Source organism: Corallococcus sp. RDP092CA, from assembly GCF_041903675.1.
Classification (GTDB): Bacteria; Myxococcota; Myxococcia; order Myxococcales; family Myxococcaceae; genus Corallococcus.
Genome location: NZ_JAYESI010000017.1, coordinates 1 through 20153 on the forward strand (window position 1 = coordinate 1; position 20153 = coordinate 20153).

Sequence of the window (20153 nt, forward strand, 5' to 3'; positions counted from 1 at the left end):
ACGTCCACGTCGGGGAACTCCTCGGCTCCTCTGCCAGGAGGAGACCGGCTCGGTTGGTTTCACCGAGGAGCTTCCCTCTTTCCCGCTCGTCCCTCCTCGCCATCTACACACTTATAGGGACACGACCGAACTCCTCCTCGGCTCCTCTGCCAGGAGGAGACCGGCTCGGTTGGTTTCACCGAGGAGCTTCCCTCTTTCCCGCTCGTCCCTCCTCGCCATCTACACACTTATAGGGACACGACCCGCGTCCCTCCCTCCCCTCCGTCCTCCCCACCTGAAGTCCGGGGGCGGCGGGCAGACGTGTTTCCAGCGCCTCCCGGCCCGGACACCCGTCCTGTTCCTCGGACGAGCATGGCAGTCTTCTCACTCGGGACCGGAACGGACCCCACCTTGCAGAACGCGCCCCCATGCCCAATCCCCGAGTAATTCACCCACGCAATCTGCTGCTCCTGCTCGCGCTGCTCCCGGCCTGCCTGGAGATTCCCCCCCTTGAAAACCCCACCCCGGGCACGAACTTGGATGCAGGGACATTCCAGGATGGAGGAGCTGTCAATCAGCAAGGGCCCCGGCTGCTGACCACCGTACCTGCGGATGGAAGTACCCGAGTTCCCATTGATTCAACGCTCGGGTTCACCTTCTCCAAGTCCATGGACCCCAATTCGCTGCAGGTTTCGTTTTCTCCGCCAGCGGCACCGGAAACCCTGACCTGGGCAGAAAACCATACGCAGGTCACGATCCAGATGCAGTCTCACTTCGCCGAGGACACGGCGTACACGTTGACAGTTCAAGGAACGGACCCAGCCGGGAACGCGATTGAAGGCGCCAATGCCTTCAGCTTCACTACCGCAGGCCCTCAGCCAGACACCTTGCCACCGTCGGTTCTTTCGACCACGCCAAGCAGTGGCGCCATTGGGGTTGAGCGCAAACCCACCATCAAGGTGACTTTCTCGGAGCCCATGAACAGGGCCGAAACCGAGGCGGCCATCTCCTTCACAACCCCAGCCGGAATCACACCGGAAGAGTTCTCCTGGAACGCCGCCAGCACGGAAGTCAGCTTCACGTCAACCAGCGAGTTTGTCCATGGAACCAGCGTCGCATGGCGCATCGCCAATTCAGCGCAGGACGCAGCAGGCAACGCGCTCCCCGACGAAGTAACAAAGAACTTCAGAACACTTCGAATCTACACAGCCGTCATTGAGTTCGACCCTGAAACGAGCGGCTCATTTGGAGCACCGAGCTACTTCCGGCAAACGACATTCTACAACGTCGCGTGGGTGGGAGATGACAGCGGATCCAATATCGAGAGGCTCTTCTTCGGCTTTCAACTCAACGGCCTACCTGAGAATCTGACCCGATTGGTTTCTTCCCGACTGAAGTGGCCCGTCAGCAAGATCATCGGGGATCCATTCTCGAAGTTTGGCGCTCTTCTGATCGAGCCAGTCGATGTTGGAAACAGCATTGAACTATCGTACAACGACGTGAATCCAGAGACTGTAGCTGACTACCAAACGCCCGCGCTTGCTCCGGCTGTCGCCGTCTCCCTACTCGACAAGCCACTTCGAGGGGAGTTCGACGTCACGTCATGGACCGTCCAGGACTGGGAAAACCGCAATCTTCGCAACAAGAGGACCCAGTACAGACTGCGGTTCGAATCACCCAACAATTCAGACCAGTTCAAGGATCAAGTCTACTCAGACTCCATAGACAATCCCGTCCTGGCAACACTGCTTGTCACTTACGAATATCCGTAATCACCCCCAAGAGCAGCACAATAGCTGATCGGCACTTAAACATGAAAAACACACTGACACTTTTCACATCCATGACGCTCGCCATTCCAGGCTGCGGCCCCTACCCCACAGAAGGAGTCGACAACGATATTCATTCCCAGAAAGCAAGCGTTGGAGAGGCCTGCTTCAAATCCGAAGGCCAGCCTGGAATATGCAACTACGGGGACTACTGCCAGACAATCACCAGCCAATGCACGAGGGTTCCGTACCCAACTTGTAACAACTTTTCAATCTACGGCAGAATCTGGAATGCCGACACATCAACCGGCCCAGTCATCTACGAAGCCAAGGCGATCAGGTTCACGTCCGACGCAACCTACTGCGGTCACGCTTATCCGACCAGGGCAACATTCAGACTCAAGGCGTACGCGCCAACCGCGGATCTGCCCACCTCGATAGAGGGGTTCAGTGGCCGATTGGTCCTCGTCACCCCCAGCGGGGGTGAGATCAATATAACGACCGTTCAGAACATCATGACGACCAACGGCAATAAACACATTACTTTCGACGTAAGCCTGTGCTTTCCGTCTGGGACAGCAAGCTATACCGCCGGATTCTTCTTCGTCGGCGGCAATGAGGTCTGTGTTACCGCCTCGTAGAGCAGATACCGGAAAGCCACCCATGCAAGGATGTGGCGACGCGATAACATCCCATGGCGTGGCACTGCGGGCACGCACCAGTGATTCGCAGTCAGGACCCTCAGTTGGGACTCATCCCTGACGCTTCGGCACAACCAGTCCGCGGCTCAGGCGGTTGAGGACGCGCCGCTTCTGCCGTCGCTTATAGCTCTCATGAGCGTTGTCACCCAGCTCATTGCGACGTGCCGTCTCCTCATCCGCCATTTGAAACTCGACAAGCGAGAAGGTGACCCGCCCTTTTCGAGGGCGGGTATCACTTTCGGGCGGGGGCAGGTAGGGGTCCATCCGCAGAGGAAGGTCCACCACGAAGTTGAGGACCCGGTAGGAACCCCCAGAGAAGGCGTTCCCCGTCCGGTCCTCGCGGTCCTCGAAGTCCCTGTCCAGGTGGAGCTGCGGGATGAACTGCTCGAAATGGGGGTTCTCCTCCAGCAGCCCCTTGAACGGCAGCAACGTGTTCTCCGTCTGCCCCGGGACAACAAAGTTGAAGGGGAACAGACGCTGCGTCAGAAAGTAGAGAACCGGCAACAGATCCTCTCGTTTACGGGTGATGACGCGAAATCGCGTGCGGTCATAGACCTGCGCCGCCACGGTTTCCTTCTTCGCTATCAGCTTCGTGACCAGCGAGTCCCGCGTCTTGATGGAGTGGGCAAACTCCACGATGGGCAAGCCCATCTCCTTCATCTCGCGAGCAACGCCCAACACCTTCTCCGTGACCATCTCCGCCAGTTCAGCCTCGGAAGCAGCCAGCCGGAAGATAAGGTCACGCCCTTCGATGTGCTGGATGACATGCATCACCTTCAAGACAATGCAGGCAATCCGCCGGTAGCGAGCAAGCCCCTTCGCGCCCGAGGCAAAAAGGAAGAGATCATGGAGCTCTTCCGGCTGGGCCACCGCATCCGCGACCCGGTAGTCGAAGGTCTTGCGCAGATACTCCACCGCATCCGCGAGCACCGTGCGGGCCCAGGCATCGTCATAGGGCCGCGACACATCCAACTGGCAGAGGCGAAGAAACCGATCCACCTCGTCCCGAGTCTGGAAGTGCATGCGCCTCCAGTCGATGACCGAGCCACCTCTCAGGATGAGCCGGATACGCTCAAGCTCGCGCAGTCCCATCTGCGACACCGTGCAGACAGGGACAGCGGCAAGGACTGGAACGAGAGAGGGGGCCTTCACAGCATTGTTCCTACCTGCCTGGAGCGCCAAGGGAAAGCCCCGCGAGCGCGAAGGGCCCCGGCCTGGAAAGCCGGCTGGGGCCCTCTTGACCACGTCCGCTTGGCTACTTGGCGGCGACTTCCTTGCCCTTCTCGAAGCGGCTCTCATGGACGACCTTGCCGTCCTCGCTCAGTTCCTGCACCACACCGTCCTTCAGGCCGTTCTGATACTGCTCGATGAAGTGGGGCTTGCCACTGGCGAAGTAGAGCGTCCGCGTGCCGTGGTAGTTGTTCTCGCGGAACTCCGTCTTGCCGTACTGGTTACCGGCTTCGTCGTAGAAGTACCAAGTGCCGGTCTTGAAGCCGTTCGCATACTGGCCAACGGCCGCCTTCTTGCCGTTGGCATGAAACGACCTATAGGGCCCCTCCGCCACGAAGTTCCCGCCGAGGAGTGCGCTCTTGCGGCAGAACAGCCCCTCCTCCTTGGAGCCGGACTGCTTGGTGCCTTCCGGGCAGGTCAGTTCAGCCTTGGCATCGCCAGCAAAGGCGACGGGAGAAGCGAGAGCAAAGCCCAGGGTGAACATCCGCATCAGCTTCTTGGACTGCATGGAGTCTCCTTTGAGTCGCAGGAACGCCCGTGGGCGCACATGACAAGACGGAGAAAGACTGACTGAAATTCAGCGAGTTTCCCCGGCCCACTGAGTGCCCAATCGAAATTTCAGACGTACTGGGCTCACATGAAACGACGAGCCCTGCCCAGGGTTTCTTGGGCAGGGCTCCAAACTCGTTCGACTAACTGGAGCCCTGAATCTCAGGGACCCTTCTGCCAAGTCTCAAAAATTAGACTGGTAGCAGAAGAAATTACCACTCGTGAAATAGTAACCCAAGGAGGCCGTGGTGGACGACGGCAGCACGCAGAGGTTGGCCACGATGTCCGCACGCTTACCAGAAACGGTGTAGTTGCCAGTGGACGTGCTGATAGACGGATCCTGCGGGGTGCCGTCCACGACGACGTAGAAGAACCCATTGAGTTCCTTCGACGTCGCAGGCCAAGCCGTATCCGAGTACGCGGAGACCGTAACCTTCACGCGCTTGGTGTAGGTGTTGCCGCAGAAGGCCGTGTCCGTGGTAGAGCTTGTGGTCGCGACCTTGAAGATGATTGGCCCGGTCGTGCCGAGTGCCGACTTGTTTCCGAAGTTCTCGTAGTTCTTGCAGGTAGGGGCCGGGGGCGCCGAGCAGGTGCCGCTGTAGCAGGCAGAGCCGTACGCGCAAGTGGCCTGACCCTCACCGGTGCAGGTCGTCGCGGCCGGGCTGCACACACCCGTCGTCTCGTCGCAGGTGTTGCCGGCGCCGCAGTCAGAGTCCTTGGTGCAGCCCGCGGGGGTGGAGCCGGGCTCCTCACAGCGCTTGGACACGGTGCCGCAGACCAGGTCCGTGGAGTCGCCCGTGTTGCACAGCTGGTTGGTCTGGCACTGGCAAACCTTCTGCGTGCTCGACGAACCGGCCAGCACGGCGCAGTTCTTCTCCGTATCCGGGCAGTCCGAACCGCTCTCACAGGTGTCCATGCACACGCCGGCCGCCGTGTTGCAGAAACCGGAGGAGCAGTCGGTGTTCGACGTACAGGTGTCGAGAGCCCCCGTCGTGTCATCGCCACAGGCCGTCAGGGCCAGGCTCATCGAGCTCAAAGCGGCGAGCATCACCATCATCTTGCGCAGCTGCATTCGGAACTTCCTCCTGGAGGGTTACGTCACCCTGTGTCTCCGGCCACTTGACTCCAGACACCGGGTTTGAAGTCGAGCGGGCTTTAGTCCCCTCGCTCCAGACGTGTCAACGAGTGTTGACCGACCTTCCTACGGCTCCCCCCCAGGGAAATTCACTGTTCACGAAAGCGCACAGTCCTGACGCACGACAGAACGACATCGCCGTCATACGTGACGGCGATGTCGCCCCTGAATTTCAGAACGTGAACGGGAAGTCGATGGGCTCTCCCTGCTTCTGGTGCTTCGGGAACGACCAGCTCTTGATGAGCCCCGTGATGCACGTGGCCATGTAGCTCGAGCGGAACTCATCCGTGCGGCACGACACGTTGCTCGTCTTGCCGCTCGTCTGGACCGTCCAGCGCATCACCAGCTTGCCGCTGAGCGACGGATCCTTCTGCTTCTGCTCGTTCACGCACTTCACGATGGCCGGCTTGTTGTTCAGCACCACCTGCATGATGTCCGACTGCTGCAGGCGCTCCAGCGTGCCGCCTCCCGGCTCGGGCGGGATGTACGCCGTCGCCGTCGGCTTGCTCGCGGGCTTCGCCGGCGCCTTCTTCGTGCCAAACAGCTCGTCGAAATCGTCATCCCCGCTGCTGGAGCTCGATGAGGACGACGAAGAGGATGGCTTCGACACGGTGATCGCGTCGCCCTCATCGTCATCCCGCTGCGAGCCTCGGCTTCCGCTGGAGCCCGACTTGCGATGGTTGCGTGAATCCACCCGCGCCACCGCCGTCCCCGCGGAAGCAGGCTTCACCTCCGCCGTGGCCGGAGGAGGCGTCGGCGTGGCGGCAGGAGCCGTCGCGACGGCAGGCGCCGCAGCCGGAGGCGTTCCCGCCGGCGGAGTGCCCGCGGCGGTGGGCGTCCCCGCGGCAGCGGTCGCCGCGGTGCCCTCCGGAGGCGTCCCGGCAGGCGGAGGCGGCGTCGCCGCGGGCTGCACCGCCGCAGCGGCCGGCGGCGTCTGCACCGCCGCGGGAGGCGGCGGCATGGGCGGGACCTCGGCCTTGGGCGTCGGCGCGGCCGCGACCTGAGCCGGCGGCTCCGCCGGGCGCTCGGCCGAATTGCCGCGCGCGACGAAGACGACCGCCGCGCCGGCCATCACCAGCACGCCCGCCGTCACCGCGACCATCATCACCCCCGAGCGACCCTTGCCGCCCGCGGGTGCCGCCGCGGGCGGCGGATAGGCCGCCGGATACCCCGGAGGCGGATAGCCCTGCGGCTGCTGCCCGTACGGCATCTGCGCCTGCGGCGGCGCATAGGCCACGGGCGGCTGCGGCGCGTACTGCTGCGGGGCCTGCGGCTGCGGCGCATAGCCCTGCGGCTGCGGCGACGCGTAGGCCGTGGGCGCGGCCATCGCCGGCGCGGCGGCCATCATCGCCCCAGGCATCGCCGGGGAGGACACCGGCTCCGGCGGCGGCATGGGCACGTCCAGGAGGCGCGACTGTGACAACGGCTCGCGCTCCAGCGACGGCGCCGGACGCGGCGGCGGCTTGCTGAGGGCGTCGTTCTCCTCCTTCACCAGCGAGGCCAGCACGCTCGCGGCCGAAGGCTTCCAACCCACCGGCTCCTCGGCCACGGCCGAGTTGCCCCCCGCGCCCGGACGCGAGCTGCCCGCACTGAAGGCGGACTCCACCGGACCGGCGGGGAGCGTGGGCGACGACGTGGACACCGGCGCGGGCGCGACGATGACCGGCTTGGCCGGACGCGGCGCCAGCACCGACGCCAGCTCCGCCGTCTCCGACAGGGGAATCCAGTCGCTGAAGCCCGAACGCCAGCAGAGGTTGTCCGGGCCCACCTCGCCGCGGTCCCAGGCGTCCTTCACCTTCTCCACCGTCCAGGGGCCGACCTGCTTCTCGTCGATGGCGACGTACCACTCGTGTTGCGTGGCGGCGGCCTTCTCCTCCGGCGATGGCTCGGCGGCCTCGGCCTCGGCGAGCTTGCGCACGGCCTCCGTCTTCGCGGCCTTGGCCTCCGCCTCCGCCTCCGCGGCCTTGAGCTTCTGCGAGCCCGTGCTCAGGACCTGGTCGAAGACCGCGCCGATTTCATCCTCTTCCACGTCCGTGAAGAGGCCACCCTCGGGCGGCGTGCCCAGCGTGGCGGGCATCCCGTTGCCCGTCGGCTCAACGATGCGCGGCGCGTTCGCCTCCGCGGTGCTGCCCGGGTTCTCCGTGGACGCGGAGGCTTCCGCCCCGCCCTCCTTCGCCGCCGTTGCACCGGCGGGCCTCACCAGGATGGTGTGACCGCACTTCTTGCAACGCAGCTTGACCCCCTTCGGGCCAACCTTGTCGTCGCTGATCATGTACTGCGCGCGGCAGCTGTCGCAGACGAAACGCATCGTTCCCGCAAGCCTCAGAAATGACGGGCGAAATCCCGTCGGAATCGTAGAAGTGGCCACCGGCGGAGATCAAGGTCACCTGCCTTGAACGCCCGCCTGCTTTCAACGCTTGAACCCTCGCGGCGGTCTGAGGGCCCTACTTTCGTACCTGGACCTCGACGTGTGTGCCAACGGCCACACGCAGCTCGTGCAGATCCTCGGAGGTGGCGAACACCAGCAGCTCCCGCAGCTTGGTGCGCGGGGCGACGCGGAAGGAGGACCCCGTCTCGCCCTGCACCATGCGGCGCACGGGCTCCATCTCGCCCGCCGCGAAGAGGCCCGCGCGCGACGCGGTCAGCTCCGCGCCCTCCAGCCACGTGCGCACATCCTGCGGCGTCGCCGTGGGCAGGTAGGCCCTCGCCACCTTCGCCAGGGCGGCCCGGTCCGGCTCGCTCAGGCTCTTCTGGAGGAGCTGCCGCTCCACGTCCACCAGCCGCGGATCCACCGTGTAGCGCACGTTGCCCACCACCAGGCTGAGCGCGGCCTGCACCACGGCCTCCAACCGCTCGGGCGCGACGCGCTGGCTGAACGCCAGCTCCGGACGCGCGAGCGCCAGGGTCCGCCCCAGGAGGTAGTACACCTCCTTCTGCCCCTGCTCCGCGAAGTACTTGCCACCCACACGCACACACGCGGGATGCGTCTGGAGCAGGTCCACGTTCACGAGCGGCTCGGGGGCCGGCTCGTTGGAGCGCTTCGCCAGCCGCTCGCGGGTGGCCACGAGGAAGGGCGAGTACAGCTCCACCGCCTCCATGCCGAAGAGCCGCGCGACGTAGCGGTAGTGGTTGACGTGGTACTCCTGCGCCGTCGCCACGTCGATGCGGTGGCGCTTCGGCACCAGCTGGTACTGCGGGAAGGGCACCGCGTACAGGTGCCCCGCCTTCTCGAAGAGCAGGCCCAGGAGCTCCGACAGCGGCCCGCGCACCTTCGGGTGGAAGAGCGCGGTCTGCCACAGCCGGTCCGTCAGCGGACGCTGCGCCAGCTCCTTCTTCTTCGCGTAGGGCCCCAGCTTGGTGAGGATCTCCTGCTCGTCCTCCCCCGCCTCGCCCAGCAGGCCCGACACCGCCTGCGCGGCGAGCCACGCGGCGTCGTAGTCCTTGCGCACCGCGGACAGCCGCACCAGGTGGCCCACCACCTTGCGCGCGTTCTCCGTGTTGGGCAGCGCGCGGCGCAGCGCCACGATGGCCTCTTCCTCGCGGCCCGGCATCTGGCCCGCGACCTCCGCGAAGGTCTCCTGGATGGAGGCGTCGTCCGGCAGGCCCTTCGCCGCGACGCCGTAGGCGGCCACCGCGCCTTCCGGGTGCTTGAGCACCTGGAGGTACAGGTCGCCCAGCGCGCGCCACAGCGTCATGCGCGCAGGGTGCGTGTCCGGCGTCTTGGGCAGCCGCGCGAGCATGCGCGTGTAGTTCTCCTCCAGCGTCTTCCACTGGCGCGCGCGGCCGAGCATCGCCTCCAGCGCGCTGAAGGCCTCCACGAAGCGGTGGTCCAGGTCGAGCGCGGCGTTGAAGGCCTGCGTCGCGCCCTCCACGTCCTTCAGCTCGTCGCGGCGGATCTCTCCCAGCGCGAACCACACGCGCTTGGCCTTGTGCGGCTCCAGGGCGAGCGCGGGCAGCGCCAGCATGCGGCCCAGCACGTCCGCGGCCTTCTGGCCCTGACGCGTCTCGCGCAGCAGGCGGTAGAGCGCGTCCATCACCTCCGGCGCGTCCGGCTGCGTCTTGAGCGCCCCGGTGAACGCGTCGATGGCCATGTACGGGTCATGCAGCTCGTCGCGCGCGATGCGGCCCAGCTCCAGGTAGACCTTGACCTTGGCCTCGCCCTCCAGGCTGTTGACGAGCTCCTGGCGCAGCTCCGCGGACTTCTCGTAGTTGCCCGCCTTGTCCATCAGCGCGACGAGCGCGCGCAGCGTCGGCTCGTGCTGCGGGTCGATGGCGAGCGCCTTCTCGAAGTGGTTCTGCGCGCGGTCCGTCTGGCCGAGCGCGGCGTGCACGTCGCCCAGCTGCCAGTAGACCTCCACGACCTCCAGGTCCGTCAGCTCCTCGCGGTGGTGGATGAGGATGGTCTGGAAGACCTTGAGCGCATCCTCGTACCGCTTGGCCTGCACCAGCAGGTTGCCGTAGCCCTCGAGCGCGGGCAGGTACGTGGCGTCCAGGCCGTAGGCCTTCTCGTAGGAGGACAGGGCCTTGTCGCGGCGGCCCAGCTTCTCCGTCACGTAGCCCAGCCGGTAGAGCTGGCGGCAGAGGTCCTGCGCGATGGCGGCGTCCTTCTCCGCCATGGCCTTCTCCGCCATCTTGCGCGTGACGATGTCCAGCATCCGCTCCGCGGACGCCCAGTCCTCGCGCGCGATGTAGACGTCCGCCAGCGGGCGAGCCGCCTCCAGGCTGTCCGGGATGTGCTTGAGCGTCTCCTCCCAGTAGGGCGTGGCCGTCTCGCGGTCCTCGCGCGTCTCCGCGTGGTAGCGCGCGACGTCCAGCAGGGCGCGGCCCTTGGCGGCCGGATCCTCCGTCTGCTGCGCCTCCTGCAGCAGCGTCTGCTCGTAGCCGCCCCAGTCCTTCTCCTGCTCCTGGATGCCCTTGAGGGCGCGGATGGTGGGCAGGTGGCCCGGGTCGATGGAGAGCGCCTGCTGGTAGGCGTTCCTCGCGCTCGACATGTCCGCGAGCATGTCCTCGTTGATCTTCCCCAGGCGGTGCCACAGCTCCACCGCCGCCGGGTCGGTGCCCACGACCTGCGCTTCCTTCTGGAGCATCTCCAACGCGAAGGGCCAGTTGCCGCTGCGCTCGTAGAGGTTGCCCAGGGCGTGCAGCGCCTGACGGGACTCGGGGTCGGTGGCGAGCGCCGCGTGGTAGCTGTTCACCGCGCGGTCCACCGCCTTGAGGTTCTGGTACTGGACGTTGCCGATCTCCACGTACAGCTCCGCCTGCTCCTGCGGGCTGGTGGCGAGCGCCAGCTGCCGCTCGTACGCGAGGATGAGGTCCTCCCACCGCGACTGCGCGCGGCGCAGCCGGATGAGGGACTTGATGGCCGGCACGTTCTGCGGGTCGATGGAGAGCACGCCCTCGATGCACGCGTCCGCGTTGGCCGGGTTCTGGTACGTGTCCTCCCAGATGGTCGCGCTGCGGAAGAGGACGCGGACCTTCTCACGGTAGTCCTGCGACAGCTCCAGCATCCGCTCGTAGATGGCGAGCAGGTCCGCCGGCTGATCCAACCGCGTGTGCAGCCGCTCCAGCGCCTCCAGCGCCTCGCGGTTGAACGGGTCGAACTCCAGCGCCATGCGGTTCGCGGCCACCGCCGACTCGTCGTCCTTGAGGTCGCGCTCGTAGACCGTCGCCACCTCCACCTGGATGCGCGCGCGCTCCTCGTTGCTGGGCGACAGGTCCCGCGCGCGGAGCAGCGTGGTGGCCACGTCGCGGTACGCGTTGCCGCGGCGGTACAGGTTCGTGAGGACGCCGAGCGTCTCCAGGTCCGGCTCCAGCTCCAGCGCGCGCAGCAGGGCGCTGGCCGCCTCGGTGGGGTCGTCGAGCGTCTCGTCCCAGACGCGGGCGATCTCCTTGAGGATGCCCTTGCGCGCCTCGATGGAGCCCGCCGCCTCCAGCTTCTGCTCCAGCGCGACGACGTACTCGCGGTCGCGGCCGCGCCGCTGGAACACCGCCGCCAGCCCGTCCAGCGCGGTGGCGTTGGTGGGGTCGAACTCCAGGATCTTCCGGAACGCGGCCTCCGCGGCCTGCGGATCATCCAGCCGCGTGTCGTGGATGCGCGCGAGCGTGGCGTAGATGCGCTCCGCGAGCGGGCCGCGCGGCAGCTCGTCCGCGACCTCCTCGTAGACCGCCGCCAGCTCCTCGTGGCTGCCCGTCTCGTCCGCGAGGCGCTCCACCTCCTCGCGCAGCGCGTCCTCGGCCGCGTCCAGTTGCAGCGCGCGGCACAGCGCCAGGAAGGCCACGTCCTTCTGGCCCAGGCGCTCCTCCTGCACCCGGGCGATCTCCCGCAGCGCCGCCAGCTTCTCCTCGCCGGTGACGAGGTGGGGCATGTAGCGGTCCATCACCGTGGCGTAGGCGCGCCAGTCGTTGTTGGCGCGGTACAGCCCGCACACGCGCTCGTAGGCGGTGCGGTTGGCGGGGTCGAGCTCCAGCACCTTCTCCAGCGCGCCGGCGGACAGCTCCGGCTTGCCCCCCTGCCCCTCCCACAGGTCCGCGACCGTGAAGTACGCGGCGATGGCCGGGTCGCGCTCCTCCTCCGTCAGGTGCACCTGGACCTTGAGCTCCAGGGCGCGCACGGCGTCGTTCCACGCGCGCAGCGACACGGACAGCGCGTACACGCGCTCCAGGTCGGCGACGACGTGCGGCTCCACCTCCAGCGCGCGGCGGGCCGCGTCCAGCGACTCCTCGCGCCGGCCCATGCCCGCGAGCACCTCCGCCATCCGCAGGCGCAGCGCCTTCACGCCGTCGCTGCTGTCCTGCAGCGGGATGAGGCGACGCAGCACGCCCACCAGCTCCTCGCGCTGGCCCGTCTCGTCGTACAGCTCGCGCAGGGTGTCCAGCACGACGCGGTGGCGCGCGTCGCGGTCCAGCGCCGCCTTGAAGTACGGCACCGCCGCTTCCGGCTGCTTGAGCAGGCGGTACACCACGCGCCCCAGGCGCTCGTTGAGGCGGACCACCTCGCGCGGATCCAGCGTGATGGCCAGGCGGCCCTCGAGCATCTCGCGCAGGTCCTGCGGACGGCCCGCGCGCTCGTACAGCGACTCCAGCGCGGAGAAGACCTGCTCGTTGCGCGGGTTCTTCGCCAGCAGCTCGCGGTACAGCTCGATGGAGCGGCCCAGGTCCGACAGCCCCTCGGCGGACACCTGCGCCATCTTGCCCAGGACGCGGTCGCGCTCGCTGCCGGTGACCTTGTCCGCCTGGAGCTTCAGGATGGCGTAGAGCTTCTCGGACGCGCCCGCGCCTTCGTAGATGCCCTCCAGGAGCCGGGCCGACGCGAGGTGCTCCGGATCCAGCGCGAGGACGGCCTCGTAGGCGCCCGCGGCGCGGTCCGGGCTGTCCATCCGCTCCTGGTAGAGCTGCCCCAGGCGGAAGAGGAAGCCGATCTTGTCCGCCGCTTGCGTCGCGCCGGTGGCCAGCGCCTCCAGCACGCCGGCCAGCTCCGGCCACGCCTCCAGGTGCAGGTAGAGGCGGTCCAGCGCGACGAGCGAGGCCTGCTGCACGGAGGCGTGCAGCGTGCGCGCGCGCTCGAAGTAGGACACCGCGCGGTCTGGATCGCGCAGGCGCGTCTCCAGCACCTGGCCCAGCTTGAGGCACACCTGGGCCGCGTCGGCGGCCTCGGCGATGCGCGGCAGGGCCTCCTCGTAGAGCACCACCAGCTCGTCGTAGCTGCCCGCGACGTCGGTGGCGTTCTCCAGGCGGCGGCGGACCTCGCTGTCGTTCGGGTCCTCCTTGAAGCCGCGGTAGAGCGCGAGGAAGGCCAGCTCGCCCTCGCCCTGCGTCTCGCGCAGCGTGGCCAGCTCGCCGAGCAGCTGCTTGCGCTCGACGGCGTCCGGAGACACGCCCACGCGCGTTTCAATCAGCTGCGCCAGCCGCGCGACGTCACCGCTCGCGCGGAAGGAGCGCAGCAGCGTCTCCACCGCGAGCAGGTTCTGAGGCTCGCGCGCGACGATGGCCTCCATGCGGCTCACGGCGCCCGGGTGGTTGGGCTGCACGGACAGCACCTCGCCGAACAGCGCCAGCGCGCCCGCCTTGTCGAGCAGCTTGGATTCGCGCACCGTCGCGAGGCGGAACTTCAGCTCCAGGCCCTCCTCCGGCGGCATCAGCGCGATGCGCCGCGCGAGGACGTCCGCGAGCTCCGGCCAGCGCTCCTGCTTCTGGCAGAGGGCATCCATCCGCGCGAGCGCGACCGTGTCGTCCGGCTGCAGCTCCAGGAGCCGGCGGAACGTGGCCAGCGCGCCCAGCGGATCCTTGAGCTGCTCCTCCTGTAGCGCGCCAATCTGATGGAGCACCGCCGCGCGACGCGCCGGCTCCTCCGACAGCGCGAGCTGCCGGCGCAGCACCTCCAGCAGCTCCGAGGGGCGGCCCTGCGAGGCCACCAGCCGCGCGGTGCCGTCCAGCGCCTCGGTGTCCGTGGGCTTGAGCTCCAGCACGCGCTTCCACGACTGGAGCGCCTCCGCCGGCTCGCCCAGGTCCACCTGCATCCGGGCGAGCGCGCGGTACAGCTCCGCGCGGGCCACGTCGCTGGCCTTGGGGGCCACCTCGGTCAGCACCGCGCACAGCTCCTCGGGCGCCTCCGCCTTGTCCACCAGCTGGATGCACAGCTCCAGCGAGCGCGGGTCCTCCGGCAGCTCGCGCAGCGCGCGCGTGGCGGAGAGGAACCCCATCTCCGCGTTCTCCAGCGACGTGGCGTAGATCTCCGCGATGCGGCGCAGGAGCGCGGCCCGCTCCTGCGGCACGGGCTCCGCGGACACGCGCGACTCCAGCATCTCCACCTGCTTCAGGTGGTTGCCCACCGACGCGAAGATGGGCTCCAGGGCGCTCGCGGCCGCGCCGCGCAGCGGGCTCTCCGAGCGCGCCAGCTCCTCCAGCGCGCCCACCGCGCCCGGGTGTCCGGCACGCCGCGCGAGCACCTCCTGGTACAGCTCCAGCGCGCCGCGCGGGTCATCCAGGCGCGACACCTTCAGCCGGCCCAGGCGAACGCGCAGGTCGGACGCCTCCTCCTGCGCGTCGCGCGCGTCCGCCATCTGGATCTCACGCTCGACGTGCTGCGCGAGCTCCGCCCAGCGCTCCATGTCCGCGAGCACGCGGCCCAGGAGCTTCAGGGCGTTGGCGTTCTCCGGGCGGCGCTCCAGCACCTCGCGGTACGCCTGCGCCGCCAGCGACTTGTCCGCCAGCGTCTCCTCGGCCAGGTGCGCCAGCTCGAAGAGCAGGTTGATCTGCGACGACGGGTTGGTCTCCGCGGCCACCTGCCGGCGCATGACGAGCGCCAGCTCCCGGTGCGCGCCCGTGCGGCGATGCACGCGGGCGATGGCCTCCAGCACCGGCTTGTTCATCGGGTCGCGCCGGCTCACCTGCTCCAGCGCGCGCACCGCCAGGTCGTAGCGCTTCAGGCGGTTGTCGTAGATGGCCGCCAGCCGCCGCCACAGGTCGCCCGCCAGGGGCTCCGCGGGGTCGAGCTCCAGCTGATCCTCGTAGGCCGCCGCGACCTCCTCGAACGAGCCCGAGTCCGCCGCGAGCCGCTCCAGGTCGTCGCGCACGCTGGCTTCCGCGGGCAGCTCGTTGAACGCCCGCAGGCGCGCGACGAAGGCCAGCGACGTCTGGCCCAGGCCCTCGCGCAGGACGGCGATCTCCTGCAGCCGCTCCAGGCGCCGCTCCGGCGGCACGCCCGGCAGCAGCACCTCCAGCACGTCCACCAGCTTCCGCGTGTCGTTGAGGCCGCGGTAGACGGGCTCCAGCAGCCGCGCCGCCTCCAGGCGGGGGCCGTCGTGCGCGAGCAGGCGCTCCAGGCCCGACACCACCTGGCCGTCGCCCGGCGACAGCTCCAGGAGCCGGCGGTACACCGGCAGCGCTTCGGCGGGGCCGACCTCCTTCTCCAGCAGCTGCGCGCGGCGCAGCAGGTACGCGCGGCGCCCGGGCTCGTCCGGCGCGAGCTCCGCGAGCTGATCCAACACGTCCGCCTGCTCCACGAAGTGGCGCGTCTTCGCGTACAGCTTGTCGAGCGCCAGCAGGCCCTCCGGCACCTTGCGGATCGCCAGCGCGGAGCGGAGCACCTCGATGGCCTTCGCGTCCTCGCCCGCGCTCGCGTAGGCCTCGCCGGCCTTGAGCAGCAGCCCCAGCCGCGTCTCCGGGTCGGTGGAGAGCTGCGCCTGGCGGGCGTAGACCTCCGACAGGCTCTTGGCGTTCTGACCCTTCTCGTAGAGCCGGGACAGGGCCTCCAGCGCCTGGCGGTCCTGCGGCGCGTCCGCCAGCAGGTTCTTCCAGAGGCGCGTGGCCTCCTCCGGCTGGTCCAGGCTCTCACGCAGCTCCGCCGCGCGGCGCAGCAGGTCCAGCGTCGCCGGGTCCCCCGCGGTGAGCTCCACCGCGGTGGTCTCGTAGATCTCCGCCAGCACCTCGTGGCTGCCCGTCTCGCGGGCCAGCCGCTCCAGGTCCGGACGCACGCCTTCGCGGTCCAGGTCGTTGGCGAACGCCTTCACCGCAGACATGAACGCGAGCGACGGCTGCTGCATGTCGCGCTCGTAGATGCGGCGGACCTCTCCGGCGAGGATGATCTTCTCCACCGTGAGCGCGGACTCCATCCGCGTCTCGCGCAGCGCCACGCGGCGGGCATGGTCGCCCACCTGCGCGAGCACCTTGTCCAGCACCTCCAGCGCGGCGCCGCTCATGGGCACCGACGCCTTCACCCAGGCCTCCAGCGCGGCCCGCGCGCCCGGGTGTCCGGGGTCTTCCGTGAGGATGCGCTTGTAGAGGCCCAGCGCCGCGTTGGCGTCGTCCAGCACCGTGCGCAGCAGCTCCGCCAGGCGGAAGGACACCTCGCGCCCCTGCGGGCTCTGGCCCTCCTGGTTGCGCCGCAGCGTGAGCGTCCACGCCAGGTCCCTGGGACGGTTGAGGTCCGTGTAGAGGCGGTCCAGCGCGGTGGCGGCCTCGCGCTGCGCGGGGTCTCGCTCCGCGATGGCGCGCCACGCGGCCGCCGCGCTCTCCTTGTCGGTGAGCTTCGCCTCGTGCAGCAGCGCGGCCTCGCGCAGGCACACGAGCTGATCCGCGGGCTCCTGGATGGCCGCCGCCAGCTTCTCCAGCACCTCCGCCAGCGCCGCCCACTCCTCGCCCGCGCGGTGCAACCGCTGCAGCGCCCTCAGGCTGTCCAGGTTGCCCGGCTCCAGCTCCAGGAGCGCGCGCAGCGCCTTCACCGCGCCGGGCCGGTCGTCGAGCTTCTTCTCCTGCACCTCCGCCAGCTCCCGCAGCAGCGCCGCGCGCGCGGGGCCGACGTCGCCCTCCTCCGTCAGCTCGGAGAGGATCTCCGCGAAGCTGTCGAGCGAGTCCGCGTCCTCCGCGGCCTGACGCGCGGCGGCCCGCAGGCCCGCGTCCGCCGGGGCCAGGCGCAGGGCCCGCGCGAGCGACGCGAACGCCAGCTCCGGCTGCCGCAGGTGCGCCAGGTGCACCTGCGCCGCGTGGCGCAGCGCCTGCACCCGCCCGGCGTCGTCGCGCGCGACCTCCGCGAGGACATCCAGCGTCGCCACCAGCTTGCGGTGCTCCTTCGTGCGCTCGTACGCGGGAATCAGCGCCCGCGCCGCCGCCTCGCGCGACGGGCCCGAGGCCAGCATCGCCTCCAGCGCCGAGAGCGCGTCCGGATCCGACGGACGCTGCCGCAGGAGGTCCGCGTAGCTCTGCACCGCCTCCGCGCTGCCGTCCTGCGAGCCCTGCAGCAGCTGCGCGCGGCGCAGCTTCAGCCGCGACACGTGGTCCGCGTCACCGGCCGTCTCCGCCAGGCCGATCATCCGCGCCAGGGTGTCCCCCAGCTCGCGCTGCATGCCGGCCTTCTCGTAGAGCTCCGCCAGGCGCGGCAGGTGCCGGCCCTCCTCGCCGCCGTGCGTGATGGCGGACTGGAGCGCTTCGGCGGCCTGCTGCGGACGGCCCAGCTCCACGTTGAGGTCCACGAGCCGCAGGAGCAGGTCCAGCCGCTCCGGCCCGCGCGTGGCGTGGATGCGCTTGCGCAGCAGCGTCTCCGCGTCCGCGGAGCGGCCCGCGCGCCCGTACAGCCGCACGAGGCGCTGGAGCACCTGCGGCGACTCGGGCGAGCGCGACAGCGCGGCCTCCAGCGCCGTGATGGCCTCCGCCGCCATCCCGCCCTCCTCCGCCAGCGACGACGCCTCGGAGAGCAGCTGCACGGCGAGGAGGGGATCCTCGGACTCGGTGGCGAGCGTGCGCAGCACGCGGCCCAGCTCCGCGTGCGCGGACAGGTCGCGCGCCAGGCGCGCCGTCTCCGCGCGTCCCGCCTCGTCCTTCGGCTCCTCGCGCACCATGCGCAGCCGCGTGTCGAAGGCGGCGCGGCTGTCCGCGAGCTGCTTCTCGTGGATGCCGGCCAGCACCGTCAGCAGCCGCTTGCGCGTGGGCGCGTCCGTCGTGGAGTCCAGCTGCTGCTGGAGCGCCGCCACCTGCCGCTGGTGGTCGCCCGTGCGGCCGTAGTGGTTCGCCAGGGCCTCGGTCAGCTCGGTCGTGCGCACGCCGCCGGCCGCGAGCCGCTCCAGGCCCCCCACCACCACGCCCGTGGACACGTTCTCCGCCAGGAGGGCGAGGAACAGGTCCGCCGCGTCCTCCTGGCGGTTCAGCCGCTCCGCGTACAGCTTCGCCTGCCGCGCGGTCCACTCGTTGCGCTCGAGCTGCGTCTCGGAGAGCGTCGCCAGCTTCCCCGCCAGCGCCGCCGCCTCCTCGAACTTCGACAGCGCCACGCACAGCGACTGGAGGCGCTGCACCGCCTGGGCGTCCTCGGGCGCCAGCTGCACCCACTGGCGCACGTACGGCTCCAGCTCCACGGGCGAGGCACCCGCCGCCTCGCGCCGCGCGATGTCCGTCTCCAGCCGCGTCTTCGGATCATCCGCCAGCGCGGCGGCCGCCTGCAGCGCCTTCACCGCCTCGCTCGCCGCGGTGTCTCCCGGCGCGCGCGAGAGCACCTCGCGCCACGCGGCCTCCGCCCGCACGGGGTCCGCCAGCGGCCCCTGGAGCAGCTGCGCCAGGTGCCGCCACAGCGCCACCGCCACGGCTGGAGGCGTCGCCCCCTGCGCCGCGCGAAGCAGCGCGTGCGCCAGCGCAGGCTGCGCGTTGGCCTTCTCCGCGTGCTCCACCACCGTGTTGAGCAGGAGCGGCCGCCCCGGCTCCAGCTCCAGCGCGCGCGCCAGCACCTCGAAGGCGCCCCGCGCGTTCTCCTGCTCCTCGAACATCAGCGCCAGCGCTTCGCAGAACGCCACGCGCTCCGCGCGCGGACGCGGGGCGAGCATGGCCAGCTCCAGGAGCGGCAGCACCTCGTCCAGCTTCTCGTCCTCCGCCAGCAGGCGCGACAGCTGGAAGGCCGCGAGCGCGTTGGTGGGCTCCAGCTTGAGCGCCGCCTCCAGGTGCGCGCGCGCCGCGTCCGCGTCCTTCAGCTGCTGCATGCACAGGTCCGCCAGGCGCAGGCGCAGGCTGGCCTGCTGCGCGCGGTCCTTCACGGTGCCCAGGTACCGCTCCAGCGTGGCCACCGCGTCCGCGTAGCGCTCCTGCCCCAGCATCAGCTCCGCGGCCAGGCTGGCCGCGTCCGCGCGCGACGCGTCCGCCGCGACGGCCTTCTCGAAGGCGGCCAGCGCCCCGGCCGCGTCGTTCATCCGCCCCAGCTTGAGCGTGCCCACGCGCAGCCACAGGTCCACCTGGGCCGTGCGGTCACGCGCTTCGCCCGCCATCGCCTCCAGCTGCGCGAGCGCCGGGCCGTAGTCCCCCGCGCGCGCCGCCATCCGCTCGATGAGGGTGAGCGCCTCCGGCATGCCCGGCCACAGCAGGAAGCAGCGATCCAGCGCCTCCTTCACCTTGGCGGCGGAGCCCGGGTCATACCAGGCGAAGAGCTTGGCCACGAGCAGCGACAGGCGCGCGGCGCTCTTGCGGTCGCGCTCCTCCAGCGACATGCCGCGCAGCATGCGGACCTTGTCGCGCCACACCTGCTCGAAGCGCTGCATCGCGCGGGCGGCCTTGTCCGCGCGCGCGTTCTGCGGATCCAGCTCCCGCGCCACGTCCAGCACCTGCTGCGCCAGCGAGTGCTCGGTGGGATCATCCACCAGCCGCTCCGCGAGCGCGGCGTACTCCTCCGCCATGCCCGCGTCGCCCAGCGCGGCGCGCTCGCGCTGCAACGCCTCGAACGCCGGCTGGAAGCGCTCCTCGGACAAGAGCAGCTGGCGCACGCGCCGGAACGTCGCGCGGTCCGGCTTCACTCGCGCCGCGCGCTGCAGGCACAGCACCGCGCGGTCGCGCCGGAAGAGCTTCTGCTCGTAGAGGTCCGCGGCCTTCAGGTAGTAGCCCGCGCTCTCTTCGCCCTGCGTCGCCGCGCCCAGCCGCTCCAGCACGTCCACCAGCGACGAGGAGTCCTGGCGGATCTCATGCAGTCGCTTGAGACCGCGCAGCGCGGGCATCGGATCCCTGGAGACCAGCAGCGCGCGCTTGAGCAGATCCTCCGCGCGCGGCGCGTTGCGCTGACGCTCGTGGGCCAGCTCCGCCGCGCGGCACAACAGGCGCGACGCCTCCTCCGTGGGCACGTCCCGCGAGCGCCCCTCATACAGGCGGATCAGCTCCTCGACCCGGCCCGTCTTCTCCAGGGCCGCTTCGGTTTCAACGAAGGAGCGGTCATCGGTCACGCGCAGCGTGGGACGCGTGGGGGTGGAAGGCTGTTCCATGAGGCTCGTTGGACAAAAGGGGGGAATGAAGCGAGGGCGCCTGCGGCCGGAGTGTACCGGCCGCGGGCGC

Annotated in this window: 7 protein-coding genes; 2 read left to right on the plus strand and 5 right to left on the minus strand. The window is 69.3% G+C overall.

Going from position 1 to position 20153, the window contains the following annotated elements; genetic code table 11:
* Positions 1 to 407 precede the first annotated feature (407 nt).
* Both U8525_RS19110 and U8525_RS19115 read left to right on the plus strand, forming a co-directional pair.
* Positions 408 to 1751: an Ig-like domain-containing protein gene (locus U8525_RS19110; protein WP_374267695.1), complete on the plus strand. Its 1344-nt coding sequence runs from the start codon at positions 408 to 410 to the stop codon at positions 1749 to 1751.
* Between the two features lie 41 nt (positions 1752 to 1792).
* Positions 1793 to 2389 (plus strand): hypothetical protein, encoded by a 597-nt coding sequence (locus U8525_RS19115; RefSeq protein WP_374267696.1) that lies wholly within the window; start codon positions 1793 to 1795, stop codon positions 2387 to 2389.
* Between the two features lie 111 nt (positions 2390 to 2500).
* Here the strand turns inward: U8525_RS19115 and U8525_RS19120 are convergent, their stop codons facing one another.
* The 5 genes from U8525_RS19120 to U8525_RS19140 all read right to left on the minus strand — a co-directional run bounded on the left by U8525_RS19120 (position 2501) and on the right by U8525_RS19140 (position 20083).
* Positions 2501 to 3601 (minus strand): TIGR04552 family protein, encoded by a 1101-nt coding sequence (locus U8525_RS19120; protein ID WP_374267697.1) that lies wholly within the window; start codon positions 3599 to 3601, stop codon positions 2501 to 2503.
* 103 nt (positions 3602 to 3704) lie between these two features.
* Positions 3705 to 4187 carry a toxin-antitoxin system YwqK family antitoxin gene (locus U8525_RS19125; protein WP_374267698.1) on the minus strand — a complete coding sequence of 161 codons (483 nt, stop codon included), beginning with the start codon at positions 4185 to 4187 and terminating at the stop codon, positions 3705 to 3707.
* A gap of 225 nt (positions 4188 to 4412) precedes the next feature.
* Positions 4413 to 5300 carry a hypothetical protein gene (locus U8525_RS19130; RefSeq protein ID WP_374267699.1) on the minus strand — a complete coding sequence of 296 codons (888 nt, stop codon included), beginning with the start codon at positions 5298 to 5300 and terminating at the stop codon, positions 4413 to 4415.
* 235 nt (positions 5301 to 5535) lie between these two features.
* A complete protein-coding gene (gltJ, locus tag U8525_RS19135) occupies positions 5536 to 7671 on the minus strand; it encodes an adventurous gliding motility protein GltJ (RefSeq protein WP_374267700.1) in 2136 nt (711 codons plus the stop codon).
* Positions 7672 to 7807: 136 nt separating this feature from the next.
* A complete protein-coding gene (locus U8525_RS19140) occupies positions 7808 to 20083 on the minus strand; it encodes a tetratricopeptide repeat protein (RefSeq protein WP_374267701.1) in 12276 nt (4091 codons plus the stop codon).
* Positions 20084 to 20153 lie beyond the last annotated feature (70 nt).